The organism is Moraxella sp. K23 (assembly GCF_041154765.1).
Classification (GTDB): domain Bacteria; phylum Pseudomonadota; class Gammaproteobacteria; order Pseudomonadales; family Moraxellaceae; genus Faucicola; species Faucicola tetraodonis.
Genome location: NZ_AP031595.1, coordinates 1,893,407 through 1,911,273, shown reverse-complemented (window position 1 = coordinate 1,911,273; position 17,867 = coordinate 1,893,407). Strand labels below are relative to the sequence as shown.

The window sequence follows — 17,867 nt, the reverse complement described above, 5'->3', positions numbered from 1 at the left end:
TCATGGGTGTTGTATGACTGAGTCTATCAATCGCTCAATCCCAAGACAGTCATTACCCCATCGAGTCCTGCGACGGTTACCGCATAATCTGCTTGGTCGCGCACAATCGGTTTGGCGCGATAGGCAATACCGATATCAGCTAGCCCTAGCATTGGCAAGTCATTAGCGCCATCGCCGACAGCAACAGTCTCTGACAGCTTAATGCCTAGACGCTGTGCCACGGCTTGCAAAATTTCGGCTTTACGCTTGCCATCTACAATCGCTGAGGTGATTTCACCTGTCACTACATTATCGACGATATCTAGGTCATTGGCATAACTCTCATCCATGCCTAAGCTGTTTTTCACGTATTCGGCAAAATAGTTAAAGCCGCCTGAGACCAATACCACATAGTAACCATGATTTTTCAGTGCGCTAATCAAGCGTTTTGCCCCTGGGCTAAAGGTAATGTGATTGGCAATAATGTCCTCGAGCACTTCACTTGATAACCCTTTAAGTAAAGCCACACGGCGAGTAAAACTTTCGGCAAAATCAATTTCGCCGCGCATGGCAGATTCGGTAATAATATCAACTTGCTCACCAATCCCGGCTTTTTTTGCCAATTCCACAATCACTTCTTGCTCAATTAACGTCGAATCCATATCAAACAACGCCAATTTATGCGGGCGCACCAATGTTGCAAGGGGCATGACATTGATATCTACATGATAAAGGTTGTTGGCGGCGATTTGTTTGACCCGGTGCGGTAAGTCGCTGATATCGCTATCTGATTCCAGCGTCACAATCCAGCGAATTGTCGTCACAGGACTGGTTTGCTCAGCTTGGGCGAGTGTGTCATTGGCTTGCCAATCAAGCTCATTGACTAAGGTATCTTGATGTAAGAGGCGAATGGCAGGATGAAGGCTTGCAAGGGTTTCGCTGACTTGGCTCAATAGCCCCAATTCAAACTTGGCAGCGCTTAGGGTAATCGCGTAACTATGGGGAAAATGCTGATTAAGTTGATACAAAAAATTCGTCGTCATGGTAGTTTACCCCTTGTATGCCAAAAAAATAAACATGATAATGTAGCATTTAATCGCTCCTAAAGAAAGTTTAATCTACCCATGAATCATCTAGCTCCCCGTCAAGGCAAATTCGCTATTGTGCTACTTATTAGTTTTTGTTTACATTTTTTGATGCTTACTTTTAGTAGTGAAAAATCCCAATACGAGCAGCGTACCCAAAAGGGTGAAAAAATTGTTGAACAGTTAGCCAAAGAAGCCATGGTGGGCATCACGAGCCAAGATAGAATTAGCCTGAGCGTCTTGGCAAACCGCTACCAAGTAGATCAGGAAGTCGCCAAGCTTGTCATCAGTGACCAAAACAACCAGCCGCTGGTGCAAACGGGACAAGCGCAAAACGAAGTGGGGCAGGTAATTGATAAACCCATTATCCAAAACAACCAAGTTCTCGGTCACGCCACTATCATTATGAAAGCGGTCTCCAAAGGCGAGATTGTCAGTAGTCAATGGTTGTTTGTATTAGGGTCAGCAATTTTGCATGGGTTTTTATGGTTGATTTATGGCTATATGGCGCGCCCAACGCAGGAACAGCTTGCGCAATTGGGTGAAAAAGTCCAGCAGCATATCGCGCTTGCGCGTGGCGGTTTAGCACCCCCCAACCCTGTATTGACAGCCGATGGTGAATTGCAGTTAGACGAAGACACCTTGTACAATATAGGGGATAGCAACGCCACCGCGCAACCTGCCGCCACTGGCAAAACCATCAATGATTTTTTAAATCGAGAAAAATCAAAATCTGCTAAAGACATTCACCAAACCCAGCCTACAGCCACTGAAGCGACTGACAATCTGGCTCAAGAAAATATAGTAGACAGCCAAAAACAGCCTGAAATTGAATTACAAATTCATTTTTATGACCAGTATCATCTGCTAAAACGGGTGGCACCTGAAGTTGCAAAACCGTACTTTCAATTATGTAATCAGCTATTGATGCGCGCATCAAACAGTTTGTTTAATTCCTCAAACAATGTGTTAAATCGCTATATCAAAGACGTGTATATCAAAGACAACTCGCATTTTAATGCCAATGGCGCAGTCATTCATCTAGCAGGTAAAGCGGAGCAATTGCCACTGGCAGCGGTGTTGTTGTCAAAATTGTTGATTATCCTCAACCAAGTCGTATACGAAAAACACCGTGAGCTATCGCGTTTTGCCTTGCCATTAACCATCGGTACCAGTATCAGTCATCAATTCGATGACGTACAAAAACTGATGGCCAACCACGCCAAAGAAGATGGTTTATTACTCCTATATCCGCTGGATTTACTTAAAACTTTAGATGGTAAAGTGCAGTTTAAAAACCTGCAACATCCGACCACTATCACAGAGCGTGAGATGGTTTGGTACAACGGTTTATCAGAAACCTTAATGACCGAACTTATTGCCAAACGCGATGATATTTTGACCGCCACAGAAAAATAAAAGAATCATGGCTATTTTTTCTTTCGCCACTTGACTTGACTGACAAAACCCATTATAAGGCTTTATGAAATTGCAAATTTATCGAATCGACCAGCGAAAGGAGCACTAAATGGCTGATCCAGATATTGATGATAGCTTTGAAGATGACAGTTTTGATGATGACGATGACGCGCGACTCGTGGATGACGACGCATCGGGTCGAAGTCGGGCAAGTAGTCTTGAAAAACGTCGTTTGATTGACAATTTATTGGAAGAAAAGCGTCTAGAGCGCTCACTCAAAGACAGTTTTGATGACGATCTTGATGACTTAGACGATGACGACGATTTTGACGATGATGAGTTTTAAGTCAAGCAAAAGGTTAATACACTAGGTATTAACCTTTCTTTTTTCAATCCGCTTTTTTGATAGTATACTAGGATAACCACCATGGATTTTGATGATTTAATCGATTTTTTAGACAGTGATGACAATGAATTTGGGCTATCGAGCATCGCTACACACGGCTTTTTAACCGCCTCTATCGTCGGCAAACCTTTAGATAATTGGCAAACCTATCTTTTTGAAGGGCATGAAAAACAAGTCAAGCCAGAGGTGTTATCAGCCATTGAACAGTGGCGTGATGAGCTGCAAGCCATGCTGCAAGATGAGCGTGAAATTGAGCTGCCTTTTGATGTCGAAGAAACTGACTATCTCGATATTGAAAACTCAGAAATTAGCGAATGGTCGGTGGGTTTTGTTGATGCCATGTATGCCAGCGATGACGAAGAAGATGATTGGCTTGATGATGACGACAGCGAAGAAGATGTGGCAATGCTGACGTTACCGATGATTTTGTTTAGTGGCATCGATGAAGACCAACCGGATATGCAAGAGCTACTCAAAGACCCAGAAACCATGAGCCAAATGGCACAAGCCATAGAAAAAAACATCGTTGAGTTGTTTTTGTTATTTCATACCAATGACTAAATGATGGGTTGTAACAAGCTAAGGGCGTATTAAATACGCCCTTTTTATTTACCGCATTATTTTTGCTCTAGTTGTGGTACGTCTGAGCCATGGGCATTAGATAACAAACCTGATTGGCTATATAACGCCAATTTAGCCCGGGTATCTGAAATATCAAGGTTTCGCATGGTCAGCTGACCGATACGGTCCATTGGCGTGAACGCCGCATCTTCGACTTTTTCCATGGATAGACGTTCTGGTTGGTAGGTCAGGTTGTCAGATTTAGTATTTAAGATGGTATAGTCATTACCGCGGCGTAGCTCGATGGTGACTTCACCCGTGATAGCTTTGGCGACCCAGCGCTGGGCTGTTTCACGAAGCATCAAGGCTTGTGAGTCAAACCAGCGACCTTGGTACAACAAGCGACCTAGGCGTAAGCCATTGATACGGTACTGCTCGATGGTGTCTTCGTTATGAATGCCAGTGACCAAACGCTCATAGGCAATGTGCAACAGCGCCATGGCAGGGGCTTCATAGATACCCCGTGATTTGGCTTCGATGATACGGTTCTCAATTTGGTCACTCATACCAAGACCATGACGACCCCCGATTTCGTTGGCTTTTAAAATCAAATCTACTGGACTATCAAAGGTTTCATTGTTGATTGCCACGGGCATGCCTTGTTCAAAGCGTACCGTTACTGTTTCTTTGTCGATTTTGACATTGTCATCCCAAAATGCCACACCCATAATCGGCTCAACGATGTGCATGCTGGCATCCAAAAACTCCAAGTCTTTGGCTTCATGCGTCGCGCCGAGCATATTTGAGTCGGTTGAGTAGGCTTTTTCTTTGGACATTTTGTAGTCAAAGCCATTGTCGATTAAGAACTGTGACATCTCGCTACGACCGCCCAATTCATCAATGAAGGTTTGGTCAAGCCACGGTTTATAGATTTTAAGGGCAGGGTTGGTGAGTAGCCCATAGCGATAAAAACGCTCAATATCATTGCCTTTATAAGTTGAGCCATCACCCCAAATGTTGACATCATCTTCTTTCATGGCGGTGACTAGCATGGTGCCTGTGACCGCACGACCCAGTGGCGTGGTGTTAAAGTAGGGCATACCACCGGTGCTGACATGAAACGCACCACATTGAATTGCAGCAATACCTTCAAGCGCCAATTGCAAACGGCAATCAATCAAACGCGCTTTGACCGCGCCGTATTGGTCGGCTTTTTTCGGAATGGCGTTGTAATCGTCTTCGTCCGGTTGACCTAAGTTTGCGGTATAAGCGTATGGCAGCGCGCCTTTTTGCTTCATCCAAAGTAGCGCAGCCGAGGTGTCAAGTCCGCCTGAAAACGCGATACCGACTTTTTGCCCGACGGGGACAGATTGTAAAATGGTGGCGTTATTGGTGGCATTGTTTGTGGTATCGTGGCTCATAACCTTTCCTATCAAGTCATCAAAAAAAATCTGTAAAATCAACCTATCGAATTATTGTAACATTTTTGTCAACGTGTTTTTCGCCATTTTTTGACAATTAGCCATAATTTGTCACAATAAAAAAGCCAATCATTTGATTGGCTTTATCGGCTAAATAGCGGTTATTGGTACAAAACTTCGACGATTTCGTACTCAACCTCACCGCTTGGAGTTTGGATTTTGGCTTCATCACCTTCTGATTTGCCAATCAGACCGCGCGCGATGGGCGAGTTGATGGAGATTTTGTTGGCTTTAAAATCCGCTTCGTCATCCCCCACAATTTTATAGCGTTTTTGCTCTTCGGTGTCGAGATTTTCAATCACCACCGTGACGCCAAACACCACACGACCTTCTTGCGGTAGTTTGAGCGGGTCAATGACTTCAGCCCCGCCCAATTTGGCTTCGATATCGCGAATACGCGCTTCACAAAACCCTTGCTGCTCACGGGCAGCATGGTACTCGGCATTTTCTTTTAAGTCGCCATGTTCGCGCGCTTCGGCAATCGCCGCGGTAATACGTGGACGGTCAACGGTTTTGAGCTGTTTGAGCTCTTCTTCTAAAGCCGCGTGACCTTGAGGCGTCATTGGATAACGTTGCATAGGGGATTCCTTTTGTCACAAATAGGGATTCAAACGGCAAGATTGCCAAAGTAACAAGTCACAAAAAATGGTCATCAACTCTCGTGATTAACCATTATCTATTTTGTATAGATGAAAAAAACCATGCTAGACAGGGCTACTGCCTAACAAGGTTCTAGTAAAAAATTTGCTGTGCTGCGTCAATCACCACAATAACGGTATTTTACTTGATAACGGCTTGTGATGCAAAGCATTCACTCAATTGACTGTATGAACTCTCACATTACCAAGCTGAGCTGATGGTAACACCCACGGCTTTATTTTCATACCAAGGTAAAATAGTGGCATTGTCAAACGGTTGCGTCATCACCAAACCACTGACGACACCCAGCGCACAGCCAGCAACCACATCACGGGTATGGTGTTTGTCGGCATCCACACGTGACCAGCCCACATAGGCGGCAGGAAGCATTGCCATCGAGCCATAGCGCCAGCCATAGCGTTGACCGATGAAAGTCGCGCCCGCGCAAGAATCACTAGCATGCCCTGACGGAAATGAGTAATCTTCGCCATTGGGACGTTCGCCCCACGCGGTGTCATTGGTGGCGTATTTGAGCGCATAGGTAGCTGCCAAATTGGTTGCCATGGTTTTGCCTAATTGATAGACGCCTTCTTGGTCATGTTTGGCAAGTGCCATGCCTAAGCCTGCTACTGGGATAGCAATATGCAATATATCGCCCGCTTTTTCGCTATCGCTTTTGGCATATACCGTTGTCGTCGGCGCTAATACAGCAGCAAGCAGTATGACGTTAAAGGTCTTAGAAGGTTGTCTCATGGCATTCACACCCTGATTGTGGTTGGTGGTCAAAACATTGATAAACGTGGCTATACTTAGGGCAAACCCAGTATACACCCCAAACCTTAGGATTATCTTAGCCCATAAAAAAATACTGACAGCGCTGGCTATCAGTATTGTAGACTAGCGATGGTTATCCCTGTGTCTGTGTATGTAGCGATTGGAGCTTATACACATCAAATGGTAGTTGCACTTTATACGCTTGGGTAACTGCTGCCGCGGCATTTAAGGTGGTCACATTAAATACTTTATGCTGTAAGGCTGAGCGGCGAATCGAGAATGAGTCTTCATGCGCTTGTTTGCCTTCAGTGGTATTGACCACAATCGCAATCTCACCGTTTTTGATGGCATCGACGATATGTGGGCGACCCTCGGTGACTTTGTTGATGCGCTCACAGGGAATGCCTGCTTCGGTCAAGATTTTTTGTGTACCTGAAGTTGCCACAAGTTTAAAGCCATAGTCGGCAAATTGTTTTGCCACTGGTACCAGGTTGGCTTTGTCGCTTTCACGCACTGATAAGAACACTTTTTTAACTTCATTGTCCACTGGCAAACCGGGCAATCTATCATTACTGCCGATGATGGCTTTATAGTAAGCTTCACCAAAGGTCTGACCCACACCCATGACTTCACCCGTTGATTTCATCTCAGGGCTTAAAATAGGGTCAACGCCTGGGAATTTGGCAAAAGGGAATACCGCTTCTTTGACTGCAAAAAATGTTGGAATCACCTCAGTGGTAAAGTTTTGTTCCACAAGCGTTGTGCCCGCCATACAACGCGCGGCGACTTGCGCAAGTGAAGTGCCGATGCATTTTGATACGAAAGGCACCGTACGTGAGGCACGTGGATTGACTTCAAGAATATAAACCACACCATCTTTGACCGCGTATTGGACGTTCATCAAGCCCACCACACCGAGCTCTTTTGCCATTGCCACGGTTTGTTCGCGCATCACATCGCAAATCTCTTGGCTAAGTGAATACGGCGGGATTGAACACGCTGAATCGCCTGAATGCACGCCCGCTTGTTCGATGTGCTGCATGATACCGCCAATCACTACGTTGGTGCCGTCAGAGATACAATCCACATCCACTTCAATCGCATCATCCAAGAAGCGGTCAAGTAACACAGGGGCTTCATTGGACGCTTGTACAGCTTCACGCAAATAACGACGCAGTTCGTTTTCGTTATAAACGATTTCCATGGCGCGACCGCCCAACACGTAAGAGGGACGGACAACTAAGGGATAGCCCACTTGCGTCGCTTTGACGATACCGTCTTCGGTACTGGTCGCCAAGGCATTGGGTGGCTGAGTAAAGCCCAATTGCTGAATCATGTGTTGGAAACGTTCACGGTCTTCTGCACGGTCAATCGCATCTGGGCTGGTACCGATGATATGCACACCTGCAGCTTCCAGTGCGCGCGCTAATTTTAATGGCGTTTGTCCACCGTACTGCACAATCACGCCTTCGGGCTTTTCGATGCGCACGATTTCAAGCACATCTTCTAACGTAATAGGCTCAAAGTATAGACGGTCAGAGGTGTCATAGTCAGTTGAAACTGTTTCAGGGTTACAGTTGACCATGATGGTCTCATAACCATCTTCACGCATTGCCAAGGCGGCGTGCACACAGCAATAGTCAAATTCAATACCTTGACCAATGCGGTTGGGACCACCACCGATAACCATGATTTTTTTGTTGTTGGTTGGATTGGCTTCACATTCGTCATCATAGCTTGAATACATATAAGCGGTTGACGTCGAAAACTCCGCGGCACAGGTATCCACGCGTTTGTACACAGGATACACGCCCAAATCCCAACGTTTTTTACGCAGTTGTTTTTGTGAAATTCCCAAGAGCGTTGCCAAGCGTAAATCTGATAACCCTTTACGTTTGAATTGACGCAAGTTGTCGCTGGTCAAACCGCCAAAGCCAGTTTCTTTCACCAATTTTTCCGTTTTGACGATGTCTTCAATTTGCACTAAAAACCAAGGGTCAATGCGAGTAAACTCAAACACCTCATCCACGCTCATGCCAAAACGGAAGGCATCAGCAATGTAGAAAATACGGTCAGGTGTGGGGGTTTTTAACTTAACTTTTAAGGTGCTGCGAATGGTATCCTCGTCTTGATTGAAATCAAGATACTCATCAAAACCATTCACCCCAATCTCAAGACCGCGTAACGCTTTTTGCATCGACTCTTGGAAATTACGACCAATCGCCATCACTTCACCCACCGATTTCATTTGGGTAGATAAGGTGCTGTCAGCTTGGGGGAATTTTTCAAAGTTAAAGCGCGGTACTTTAGTCACCACATAGTCAATGGCGGGCTCAAAGCTGGCTGGGGTCAAGCCGCCTGTAATGTCATTGCTAAGTTCATCGAGCGTGTAACCGACCGCAAGCTTTGCTGCGATTTTGGCAATCGGGAAACCCGTGGCTTTAGATGCCAAGGCAGATGAACGGCTGACACGTGGGTTCATCTCGATGACCACCATACGACCTGTTTTTGGGTCAATACCAAATTGTACGTTTGAACCACCGGTCTCCACGCCAATCTCACGCAGCACCGCCAATGACGCATTACGCATGATTTGGTATTCTTTATCCGTCAAAGTCTGAGCAGGTGCCACAGTGATAGAGTCGCCTGTATGCACACCCATAGGGTCAAAGTTTTCAATCGAACAGACGATGATACAGTTGTCTTTTTTATCACGGACAACTTCCATCTCGTATTCTTTCCAACCAATTAAGCTTTCATCAATCAATAGTTGGTGAGTGGGTGATAAGTCAAAACCACGCTCACAAATCTCGACAAATTCGTCACGGTTGTAAGCGATACCGCCGCCCGAACCCCCCATGGTAAACGACGGGCGAATGATGCAGGGAAAGCCGACTTTGGCTTGAATAGCGAAGGCTTGTTCCATGGTTTCAGCCACTTCGGCGCGCGGGCACTCTAAGCCGATTTTTTTCATCGCTTGGTCAAACAGGTTACGGTCTTCGGCTTTTTCGATGGCGTCTTTGGTCGCGCCAATCAGCTCGCAGCCATATTTTTCCAGTACGCCATGCTTGTCCAAGTCTAACGCACAGTTGAGCGCGGTTTGTCCGCCCATGGTGGGCAAGATGGCATCGGGGCGTTCTTTATCAATGATACGCTCTACCGTTTGCCAGGTGATGGGCTCGATGTAGGTGGCATCTGCCATGACAGGGTCGGTCATGATGGTGGCTGGATTTGAGTTAACCAGAATGACGCGGTAGCCTTCTTCACGTAAGGCTTTACAGGCTTGTGCGCCTGAATAGTCAAATTCACAGGCTTGTCCGATGACAATTGGACCTGCGCCGATGATAAGAATGGATTTGATGTCGGTACGTTTTGGCATAGCTTCTCTCTTACTAACAATTAGTTAAAAGGCGGACTTGGCATTAATTTAATAACATTTTCAATTTTGTTAAAATCTTTTTGATTAACATTGACCAATTCTAAATTGCGAATTTTGGCGACAACATAATGAAATACATCAAAGTTCTGTTTATCGAGTCTGATACCTGTGTCTTTCGATGAAAAATCCTGACTACGGCTAAAGTGAAAAATTCTAGCGGAAGGATTGGCTTCTTTATCAGTGATATTAAATTCAACAAAATCGTCTAAAATTTCTTGGGCTTCATCAATTGAAATACTTTTTACACCTCGTAATACTTCATAACGAATCAAAGGGGTAATGGCAATCGTGGCATTTTGAGCGATTAAGTCATTAAATTTTTGTTTTGCTTCAATATGATTAGGATTATCATCCTTTCCATCAATCACAGCGATTAAAATATTAGCATCCACTAAAACAGATTTTTGATTCATTTTTTCACCTATCTGTTTATCCTATTTATTTAACAGGGCTAATAATTTTTGTTTCGCTTTGGTTTGGTCAATGTGTTCCATGTTTTCACGTTTCAATTGATTTAAATCGACATCAAACGCATCTTGTAATACATTTTCTAGTAACCGAGTATTGGGTGAATTTATTTCTTGACTTCTTACCACACCATCAGCGTCACGTTTTAATAAATACGCTTCACCTTCAGCCAGTTGTGATAATACTAAGGGTGAATGAGTAGCGATATAAAAGGTGGTGTTAGGAAATAAATTTTTCAGCGTTGGCACGATTTTGGTTTGCCATTCGATGTGCAAATGGCTTTCGATTTCATCAATCAACACCACGCCTTTGACGTTTAACAAATCGGTGGCGTTGGTAAATGCTGAATACGCAGAGATAATGGATTGAATGATTTTTACCACTGAAATAAAACCAGAGCTTAATTCACTTAACTCTCGTTCTTGTCCTTCGATGGTGAGAAATACATTGCCGTCACCATCGATTTTTAGCGTTTTTTCAATACGATTGTCTAAAATGTTTAAAGCGTTTAAAACAGTGTCAATTTCTATTTTTCTATTATCTTCTTCACGTTGGTAAGGATTTACAGACTGTGCTCTTAAAACAAACCATTCATTTAAGGATTCTGACATCCCTAAATCTTTCATGCCATCAACAGTGTAGAGGCTACTTTCAAATCTTTGCAAATAATCACTTTTTCTTTGGTTAAAATTACCAACTTGCTTATTGTAATAACCCGAATGATGATTAAAGACACCCCGTTGATTTGCACCTAAATAAGCAATAGCAAAAGATTTGCGTTCTGGGTTTATTTGTAAAGTATCAGTACTCACGTATTGAGTATCAAATAAAAGATGTATTTTATTTAAAAAATCAATATATTCTCGAAATAATCTTTCAAAAGAGCCATATTTTGGGGTTATATCGAATTCAGAGTTAGTAGCAACTAAACCAATAAATATTGACTCTAAAGTTTTGGTTTTGCCTACCCCATTTGACCCAAAAAAAACAAAAACTCGCTTAGTATCGTCAAGATTTAGCTCAACGTCACCCACCCCTCGCAAGTCTTTGATTTTAATTTCGGTCATATAAATCTCAAATTTTATCTTTAAAAAAGTGCAATTAATGCACTTTAAAATTAACCTTTCGCCTTTACCATCATAGCTGCGAATTTATCAAATAATGGCGCACAGTCATGGGGTCCTGGGCTTGCCTCTGGATGTCCTTGAAAACTAAACGCAGGCTTGTTAGTGAGCTCAATGCCTTGATTTGAGCCATCAAATAACGAACGATGCGTCACTTTCACATTGCTAGGAAGCGTACTTTCATCCACCGCAAAACCGTGGTTTTGTGAGGTAATCATCACCGTACCTTGCTCGATATCTTGTACAGGATGGTTGGCACCGTGGTGACCAAATTTCATTTTGACAGTTTGCGCGCCGCTAGCCAGTGCCAATAGCTGATGACCTAGACAAATCCCAAACAGCGGAATATCAGTTTGGGTAATGATGTGTTTGATCGCATCAATGGCATAAGTACAAGGTTCAGGGTCGCCAGGACCATTGGACAAGAAAATACCATCTGGGTTGTGTTTGAGTACCTCGTTGATAGGCGTTTGGGCTGGTACAACGGTGACATGACAGCCGCGGTCAACGAGCATGCGCAAAATGTTGGTTTTGACGCCAAAGTCATACGCCACGATGTTAAATTTTTGCTCGATGTCAGTGCCCAATTCTTTAAAGCGACCACAAGTTGGACTCACTTCTGGACTCACCAATTGCCATGAGCCTTGCGTCCAGGTAAAACCCGCTTGGTCACAGCAGACTTTCGCCAAATCCATGCCTTTGATACCGGCAAAACTTTTGGCAAGTTCGATTGCTTTGGCTTCATCGAGCTGACCGTCACTATCGGCAGTCATGATACAACCGTTTTGTGCGCCTTTTTCACGTAGTAGGCGAGTGAGTTTTCGGGTGTCGATATCAGCGATGGCAACGGTGTTATGGTTAATCAGATACTCGCTTAGTGATTGGCTTGAGCGAAAGTTACTGGTCGCCATGGTCAAATCACGGATAATCAATCCATTTGCCCACACTTTGTGAATACGACCTGACTCTGTGTCTTCATCGTTGGTACCAGTATTACCGATATGCGGATAGGTTAACGTGACGATTTGCTGGGCATAGCTTGGGTCAGTCAAGATTTCTTGGTAACCTGTCATCGCTGTATTAAACACGACTTCACCAACGGTATGTCCGCTAGCACCGATGCTTCGACCATAAAAAACCGTACCATCTGCCAATGCCAAAATTGCTTTTGCGTAATTCGTGTTCACCTAGTGCCTCCGCTCGTATCCTGTGTTCTACCCATGTGTGCGACGGTAAATTATGCCCACTCAATGCACATACTGTAAAAAGTATCGCCCACAAAAAAGCGAGAAGACATTGATTTTAAAGAAAATAGCTAACTGGTTTTAATGCGTTACCAGTCTGTGCCATTAACTTTATCATGCCAACTCGCTAAGGTTTGATTTTGCCTATTTTAACAGAACCTCACAAAAAAAGGTAGCCAAAATTTTTGTCGAAGTCAGTCTAAAAAGTACGTAAACTTGGTTGAAACAAACCGACCACAAACCAAATCGTTTCAACAATCCAAATGATCAGTACATACAAGCGGATTTGCTCAGCGGTCCAATCTAGCGAAAACCAGCCAATTAGCCACCAAGATAGCCAGCCTTCTAGCCATTTTGCGCCATTTCCCAGCAGCACCCAACTATAAAATATACTGCTAAGCAAAAACAGCAATAACCACTGTAATAGCGACATTTTGCTTATTCCTTTAACATTTGCTTTATGGATTTTACCCAATTGCCGCCACAAAGCGCGTAAGGATTTGTGCTAAACTGGTAAAAAATTCTGATAAGGTGCGCTTTAACCGCCCTTTAAAAAAGAGAACAATCATGAATATTCTTACCCCCCAAACTGTGGTGATTATCGGTGGCGGCAATGTTGGTTTATCCTTTGCTTTACTGCTTGCCGACAAAGGCATCTCAAGTACGCTACTAGAAAAAGCCAAATACCCCACCATCAGCCCTGATGATGACTTACACCGCGCGCAATTTGACAGCCGTAACATCGCGCTGTCACGCCGTACGGTACAAATTTATCGTGGTATCACCTTTAATGGCAAAGCGCTATGGGATGATTTACAAAGCCATGCCTGCCGCATCGATGAAGTTAACATCAGTGAAGAAGGTAGTTTTGGTAAAGCGACGCTCAACAAACACGCTGAAGGAGTAGAAAGTTTTGGACAAGTGATGGAAAACGCATGGCTTGGCAAAAAATTACTGCTCGCCGTGCAAAACAATCCGCTGATAACCTTGCTAGACGGTGCCACTTTGACCGATATACAACAGACGGCAACCGATGTCACCATTCGCTTTGACCAAGCCCACCAAGCTCGCCAAACCTTAACAGCTGATTTATTGGTGGCTTGTGATGGTCAGCACTCGCCAAGCCGGCAACTACTGGGCATTGGCGCAACTGCACACGATTATCACCAAGTAGGTGTCGTGGGCGTGGTCATGACGGACAAACCGCACCAGCATCAAGCGATTGAACGCTTTAATAAAATGGGCGCAGTTGCTGTGTTGCCTTTGGTTGATGCGTTTGATATCAGTCAAGGGGATGGACGACAAGCCCAGCAAGGCTACCGCCGCTCTGTGGTATGGGTGTGCCCAAAAGGCGAAGAACAGCGCTATCTAGACGACGACCAATACTTTCTTGACACCATTCAACAAGCCTTTGGCAGCCTAGCAGGCAGGTTTGTCAAAGCGGGTAAACGCGGCGCGTATCCACTGGTGAAAATATTGGCAGATAGTCAAGTCAAAGATCGCTGCGTCATCATGGGCAATGCCGCCCACACCTTGCACCCTGTGGCAGGACAAGGCTTTAACCTATGTATGCGCGATGCTGATACGCTCGCCAAAATGCTGGCACAGCAAGTGATGCGCGGCGAAGATATCGGCGATAGTCGCATGCTACAAACTTATGCCAAACGCCGTAAAGCCGACCAAAAACGGGTAGAAATTTTCTGCGATACGGTGGTCTATGGCTTTATGCACCAAAATCCCTTGCTCAAATTCGCGCGTAATGTCGGACTCATTGCCTTTGATAAAGTGCCATTTGTGAAGCCAGCTGTGGCTACCTTTGCGATGGGGCTGAAGTCTTAACGATAAAATTTTTTTATGGTTGTAATAAGATTGCTAAATTTTTACAGACAGGCTATATTTATTGTTAAATTAAGTTGAGTACTTGGGTAATGACGATGAAAAAACTTGGCGTAGCAATGGTTGCGGTGATGATGACCAGTACCGCTATCGGGGCGAATTGGGTGAATTTGGGTGAAACAGACAATAAAGAGTTTATACACTCACTCGATTTCGATTCAGTGCGAAAATTAAACACCTATAGCAAACAAATCTCTTATTTTACCAAGACAGATTTTAGCAAAGCCCAAAAAACCACCGATGGTAAATATTATAATTACGAGAAAGTGCAATGGAAAGGCGATTGCGAAAATAATCGAACTTCATTAATGGGTGCTATTGGATATACCAAAAACGGCTCAGCTGTTTATTCATACAATATTCCCTATGATAATTGGCAGCCTGCCTTTCCTGATACGGTTGCGGAAATCCGATTAAAAATAGCTTGCTATCTCGCAGGTTATCGGGATACGCTTTAATCAATTTTAACGAGCTGTGTATCAATAAGCCGTGTTTTAACGAACATGGCTTTTTTGCTATAAACCCACCACTATCTAGCGTATAATTTTGCAATACCAATTTCAAAATTATACGCAAAAAATGAAAAATAATACTCTCATTATCGGCGGTGGTGTTGTTGGCGCGACATTGGCGTTAAAGCTTGCCCAAGCGCGCCATCCTGTCACCTTAATCGATGCTCGCCCAAAACTTTTAGCAGCCGATTGGCACGACAAACTCACCCAGCGTGATGCTCGTGTCTATGCGCTAAGCGTTGCCAGTATCAACCTACTCAAAGAGGTCGGTGCCTGGCAGCGTATTGAACAAAGCAAACGCAAAGCCGACTATACCCAAATGCAGGTATGGCAAACCAATGGCGTGGGTGAGCTAAATTTTGGTGATGCTCAAACACCGCAATTATTGGGCAGTATGGTCGAACCTTTTATCATCGAAAAAGCGCTGTATGACGGTTTTGACGATGAGCGTCTTGTCCATCAGGGTCAATCTTATTTGCGCCATATTGCAGGGCATAAGGTCACTGATATTGCGTGGCAAGGTGAAGATTTAGGGTATCAAGTTAGCTTAGACGATGGCACCACGCATCAAGGTAAGCTATTAATCGGTGCTGACGGGCGCGGCTCTATGGTACGCCAAACGGCAGGGATTGGGTTAGATACTTTGGTGTACCAGCAAACGGCAATCTGCTGCGCCATCAAAACCGAGCAGCCACACAAGGCGACAGCCAGACAAGTGTTTTTGCCGACAGGGCCTTTGGCACTATTACCGCTGGCAGATGTGACCGCTGACGATCAGGCAAATCCGCAACATTGGCAATCGGTGGTATGGACATTGCCGACCAATGCTGCCCTTGATTTACTCACGCTCACGCCAAACGAGCTTGCCAAAGAACTCGCCTTTGCCAGTGGCTATGCCTTAGGGGACATCACTGAGATTGAGTCAATCGCCAGTTTCCCACTGGGTGCCCAACATGCCAAAAATTATGTCAAAGCCAACTTGGCGTTGATTGGCGATGCCGCGCATGGGGTGCATCCTTTGGCGGGACAAGGCTTAAACTTGGGTATGCTCGATGTCATTGCCTTGAGCGATATTTTACAAAAAGATTATCAGCGGTCAGGCAACAAGCTGTGGGCAAGTTTTGCCACCTTACAGCATTATGAGCGTCAACGCTATGCTAATAACGCGATGATGATGCACAGTTTTTCAGGGATTAATTGGCTTTTTGGCACACAGTTGCGTCCGATTCAGCAGCTACGCAGTGAAAGCGTGAGCATGGTTAGCAAAATCACACCCTTGATGAAATTTTTTACCCAAAAAGCCAGTGGCATCTAAAAATTTTTAACAGCAAAAAAAATCCTCGATAAGCTATCGAGGATTTTTAACGATGAATCAACCGTGAAAGGTGATTTATTTCGCTGGGCTTGCAACAGTTGTAACGGTTGTGGTACCGGTTGCAGGAATTGCGTTGTCATCAACAATGTATGCATCGACACGGCGGCCTTCTTGGTCTTTACCTGCAGCACCTGTCGTGTCTTGTGGTTTGATCAATTCAAGTTGTGATTGTGGCACACCATTAGCTACTAAGAATGATCTAACCGCTTGGGCACGCTCTTTTGCTAACTTCTCATTGGCAGCGGCATTACCTGTGCTGTCGGTATAACCACTGATACCGATTTTTTTGCCTTGTTTAGCGGCTTCAAGGATATCATTGGCTTTTTCTTTGGCATTACCAGCAACTTGTGCTTTACCCGTAGCAAAGTAGAAGCTTAAGCGACCATTTTCAAATACCACTGAAGGCTCAGTGCTAGAGATAGTTGTTGCCGTGGTTTCAGTGGTAGTCATCGTGGTGCCAGATGCCATTGGCATGCTTGCTACTGCCATGTCAGTGGTTGATGCTACAGGCATTGCCATGCTATTGGTTGCACTTGCCGCAGAGACTTCAGTTGTGGTAGTGGTTGTCGTTGTTGAAGCAGTGGTAGAAGCCACAACTGGCGTCGCGACTGGCTCAGTTTTATTACATGATTTTAATAAAGCCCAAGCGAGTGCGCCTAAAATCAATAAACCAATGATTGGCAATAACATTTTCATCAGGCCGCCTTCATCGCGTTTAGGTGTAGCAACCAAATGCTCCTCTCTACGAGTGGTCGTTTTGACAGTAGGCGTGGTGGCTGCATGCGCAGGCGACAAATTCAACATAGTCAAAATCCCTGCTGGGATAAATGTATATGCCCAAGCAGGAATCACAGAAGCCACAGACGCAATATTGTTTGACAAGAAAGTATTTAGCGGTGTCGTACCGGCTAGTGAGCGTAATTCACGCAGTACCAGCGGGGCAGCGCGGCTTACTAAAGAACTGGTTTCTTGCTCTGGTACACTGTAATGACGTGAGAGCTGTTGCACTAGATCTGTACGATGGGTGGTATCTGGCAGGACACGGTCAAAAAAGCTGTTGTCATCATCAGCGATAGTAGCGTTAGCAAAGCTATTAGAGATGTTACCGTCAGCCAGACGGGCAACTAAAATAGCGTATAATTTTTCTAATAAAGATGAGCGGTTGGCATCCGTTGCATTATTTAAAAGAACGGGTGTTACTGTACGGGTTAAATGTTCAATGATATTCATAATTCGATCCTCAAGAAAATGAAGGGTTATCAACCACCATAAAACTAATGTATTATTTTTATATCCAGCACACTAGCCAATAATTCTATTATATATTTTCAAAAATTATTATTTATGGTTGTTGGGTTTATTATTGCATTGCTATTTAATTTACGCTTAACAATACTGAGAAAAACTGCCGCAAAACAGGGGGTTTTGTTAAGTCTTTTGCAGTATTACTCAAATATAGCTAATA

16 protein-coding genes are annotated in these 17,867 nt (G+C 44.4%); 6 read left to right on the top strand and 10 right to left on the bottom strand.

Features of this window, described 5'->3' with window-relative positions:
* Positions 1-26: 26 nt before the first annotated feature.
* Entirely contained in the window at positions 27-1,022 is a 996-nt protein-coding gene (serB, locus tag ACAM37_RS08405) for a phosphoserine phosphatase SerB (RefSeq protein ID WP_309592977.1), read from the bottom strand.
* Between the two features lie 81 nt (positions 1,023-1,103).
* On the opposite strand from serB, the gene ACAM37_RS08400 reads away from it, so the two are divergent.
* The 3 genes from ACAM37_RS08400 (at position 1,104) to ACAM37_RS08390 (ending at position 3,450) form a co-directional block, all read left to right on the top strand.
* A complete protein-coding gene (locus ACAM37_RS08400) occupies positions 1,104-2,483 on the top strand; it encodes a hypothetical protein (RefSeq protein WP_309592976.1) in 1,380 nt (459 codons plus the stop codon).
* A 109-nt stretch (positions 2,484-2,592) separates the two neighbouring features.
* Entirely contained in the window at positions 2,593-2,829 is a 237-nt protein-coding gene (locus tag ACAM37_RS08395) for a PA3496 family putative envelope integrity protein (RefSeq protein ID WP_369625988.1), read from the top strand.
* Between the two features lie 81 nt (positions 2,830-2,910).
* A complete protein-coding gene (locus ACAM37_RS08390) occupies positions 2,911-3,450 on the top strand; it encodes a YecA/YgfB family protein (protein WP_369625987.1) in 540 nt (179 codons plus the stop codon).
* A gap of 56 nt (positions 3,451-3,506) precedes the next feature.
* Here the strand turns inward: ACAM37_RS08390 and argG are convergent, their stop codons facing one another.
* The 8 genes from argG to ACAM37_RS08350 all read right to left on the bottom strand — a co-directional run bounded on the left by argG (position 3,507) and on the right by ACAM37_RS08350 (position 13,052).
* The gene (gene argG / locus ACAM37_RS08385) at positions 3,507-4,871 is read right to left on the bottom strand and encodes an argininosuccinate synthase (RefSeq protein WP_369625986.1); all 1,365 of its coding nucleotides are present in this window, start codon (positions 4,869-4,871) and stop codon (positions 3,507-3,509) included.
* A 161-nt stretch (positions 4,872-5,032) separates the two neighbouring features.
* A complete protein-coding gene (gene greA, locus ACAM37_RS08380; protein WP_007116148.1) occupies positions 5,033-5,509 on the bottom strand; it encodes a transcription elongation factor GreA in 477 nt (158 codons plus the stop codon).
* 262 nt (positions 5,510-5,771) lie between these two features.
* A complete protein-coding gene (locus ACAM37_RS08375) occupies positions 5,772-6,323 on the bottom strand; it encodes a phosphatase PAP2 family protein (RefSeq protein WP_065253636.1) in 552 nt (183 codons plus the stop codon).
* 154 nt (positions 6,324-6,477) lie between these two features.
* Complete coding sequence (gene carB, locus ACAM37_RS08370; protein ID WP_369625985.1) at positions 6,478-9,723, bottom strand: carbamoyl-phosphate synthase large subunit; 3,246 nt, start codon at positions 9,721-9,723, stop codon at positions 6,478-6,480.
* Positions 9,724-9,743: 20 nt separating this feature from the next.
* Positions 9,744-10,196 carry a PIN domain-containing protein gene (locus ACAM37_RS08365; protein WP_095356162.1) on the bottom strand — a complete coding sequence of 151 codons (453 nt, stop codon included), beginning with the start codon at positions 10,194-10,196 and terminating at the stop codon, positions 9,744-9,746.
* A gap of 21 nt (positions 10,197-10,217) precedes the next feature.
* Positions 10,218-11,318, bottom strand: a complete 1,101-nt coding sequence (locus ACAM37_RS08360; protein ID WP_198510976.1) for an AAA family ATPase — start codon at positions 11,316-11,318, stop codon at positions 10,218-10,220.
* A 50-nt stretch (positions 11,319-11,368) separates the two neighbouring features.
* Positions 11,369-12,562: a glutamine-hydrolyzing carbamoyl-phosphate synthase small subunit gene (carA, locus tag ACAM37_RS08355; RefSeq protein WP_369625984.1), complete on the bottom strand. Its 1,194-nt coding sequence runs from the start codon at positions 12,560-12,562 to the stop codon at positions 11,369-11,371.
* Positions 12,563-12,818: 256 nt separating this feature from the next.
* Entirely contained in the window at positions 12,819-13,052 is a 234-nt protein-coding gene (locus ACAM37_RS08350; protein WP_076774895.1) for a hypothetical protein, read from the bottom strand.
* A 134-nt stretch (positions 13,053-13,186) separates the two neighbouring features.
* On the opposite strand from ACAM37_RS08350, the gene ACAM37_RS08345 reads away from it, so the two are divergent.
* The 3 genes from ACAM37_RS08345 to ACAM37_RS08335 all read left to right on the top strand — a co-directional run bounded on the left by ACAM37_RS08345 (position 13,187) and on the right by ACAM37_RS08335 (position 16,342).
* A complete protein-coding gene (locus ACAM37_RS08345) occupies positions 13,187-14,458 on the top strand; it encodes an FAD-dependent monooxygenase (RefSeq protein ID WP_369625983.1) in 1,272 nt (423 codons plus the stop codon).
* Between the two features lie 95 nt (positions 14,459-14,553).
* The gene (locus tag ACAM37_RS08340) at positions 14,554-14,973 is read left to right on the top strand and encodes a surface-adhesin E family protein (RefSeq protein WP_369625982.1); all 420 of its coding nucleotides are present in this window, start codon (positions 14,554-14,556) and stop codon (positions 14,971-14,973) included.
* A 121-nt stretch (positions 14,974-15,094) separates the two neighbouring features.
* Complete coding sequence (locus ACAM37_RS08335) at positions 15,095-16,342, top strand: FAD-dependent monooxygenase (RefSeq protein WP_369625981.1); 1,248 nt, start codon at positions 15,095-15,097, stop codon at positions 16,340-16,342.
* A 75-nt stretch (positions 16,343-16,417) separates the two neighbouring features.
* Here the strand turns inward: ACAM37_RS08335 and ACAM37_RS08330 are convergent, their stop codons facing one another.
* Positions 16,418-17,632: an OmpA family protein gene (locus ACAM37_RS08330; RefSeq protein ID WP_369625980.1), complete on the bottom strand. Its 1,215-nt coding sequence runs from the start codon at positions 17,630-17,632 to the stop codon at positions 16,418-16,420.
* Positions 17,633-17,867 lie beyond the last annotated feature (235 nt).

Coding starts and splice junctions, on each gene's coding strand:
- ACAM37_RS08375 (WP_065253636.1), bottom strand. CDS start 6,323: ATGAGACAACCTTCTAAGACCTTTAACGTCATACTGCTTGCTGCTGTA.
- carB (WP_369625985.1), bottom strand. CDS start 9,723: ATGCCAAAACGTACCGACATCAAATCCATTCTTATCATCGGCGCAGGT.
- ACAM37_RS08335 (WP_369625981.1), top strand. CDS start 15,095: ATGAAAAATAATACTCTCATTATCGGCGGTGGTGTTGTTGGCGCGACA.
- ACAM37_RS08365 (WP_095356162.1), bottom strand. CDS start 10,196: ATGAATCAAAAATCTGTTTTAGTGGATGCTAATATTTTAATCGCTGTG.
- ACAM37_RS08400 (WP_309592976.1), top strand. CDS start 1,104: ATGAATCATCTAGCTCCCCGTCAAGGCAAATTCGCTATTGTGCTACTT.
- serB (WP_309592977.1), bottom strand. CDS start 1,022: ATGACGACGAATTTTTTGTATCAACTTAATCAGCATTTTCCCCATAGT.
- greA (WP_007116148.1), bottom strand. CDS start 5,509: ATGCAACGTTATCCAATGACGCCTCAAGGTCACGCGGCTTTAGAAGAA.
- argG (WP_369625986.1), bottom strand. CDS start 4,871: ATGAGCCACGATACCACAAACAATGCCACCAATAACGCCACCATTTTA.
- ACAM37_RS08350 (WP_076774895.1), bottom strand. CDS start 13,052: ATGTCGCTATTACAGTGGTTATTGCTGTTTTTGCTTAGCAGTATATTT.
- ACAM37_RS08345 (WP_369625983.1), top strand. CDS start 13,187: ATGAATATTCTTACCCCCCAAACTGTGGTGATTATCGGTGGCGGCAAT.
- ACAM37_RS08395 (WP_369625988.1), top strand. CDS start 2,593: ATGGCTGATCCAGATATTGATGATAGCTTTGAAGATGACAGTTTTGAT.
- ACAM37_RS08360 (WP_198510976.1), bottom strand. CDS start 11,318: ATGACCGAAATTAAAATCAAAGACTTGCGAGGGGTGGGTGACGTTGAG.
- ACAM37_RS08340 (WP_369625982.1), top strand. CDS start 14,554: ATGAAAAAACTTGGCGTAGCAATGGTTGCGGTGATGATGACCAGTACC.
- ACAM37_RS08330 (WP_369625980.1), bottom strand. CDS start 17,632: ATGAATATCATTGAACATTTAACCCGTACAGTAACACCCGTTCTTTTA.
- ACAM37_RS08390 (WP_369625987.1), top strand. CDS start 2,911: ATGGATTTTGATGATTTAATCGATTTTTTAGACAGTGATGACAATGAA.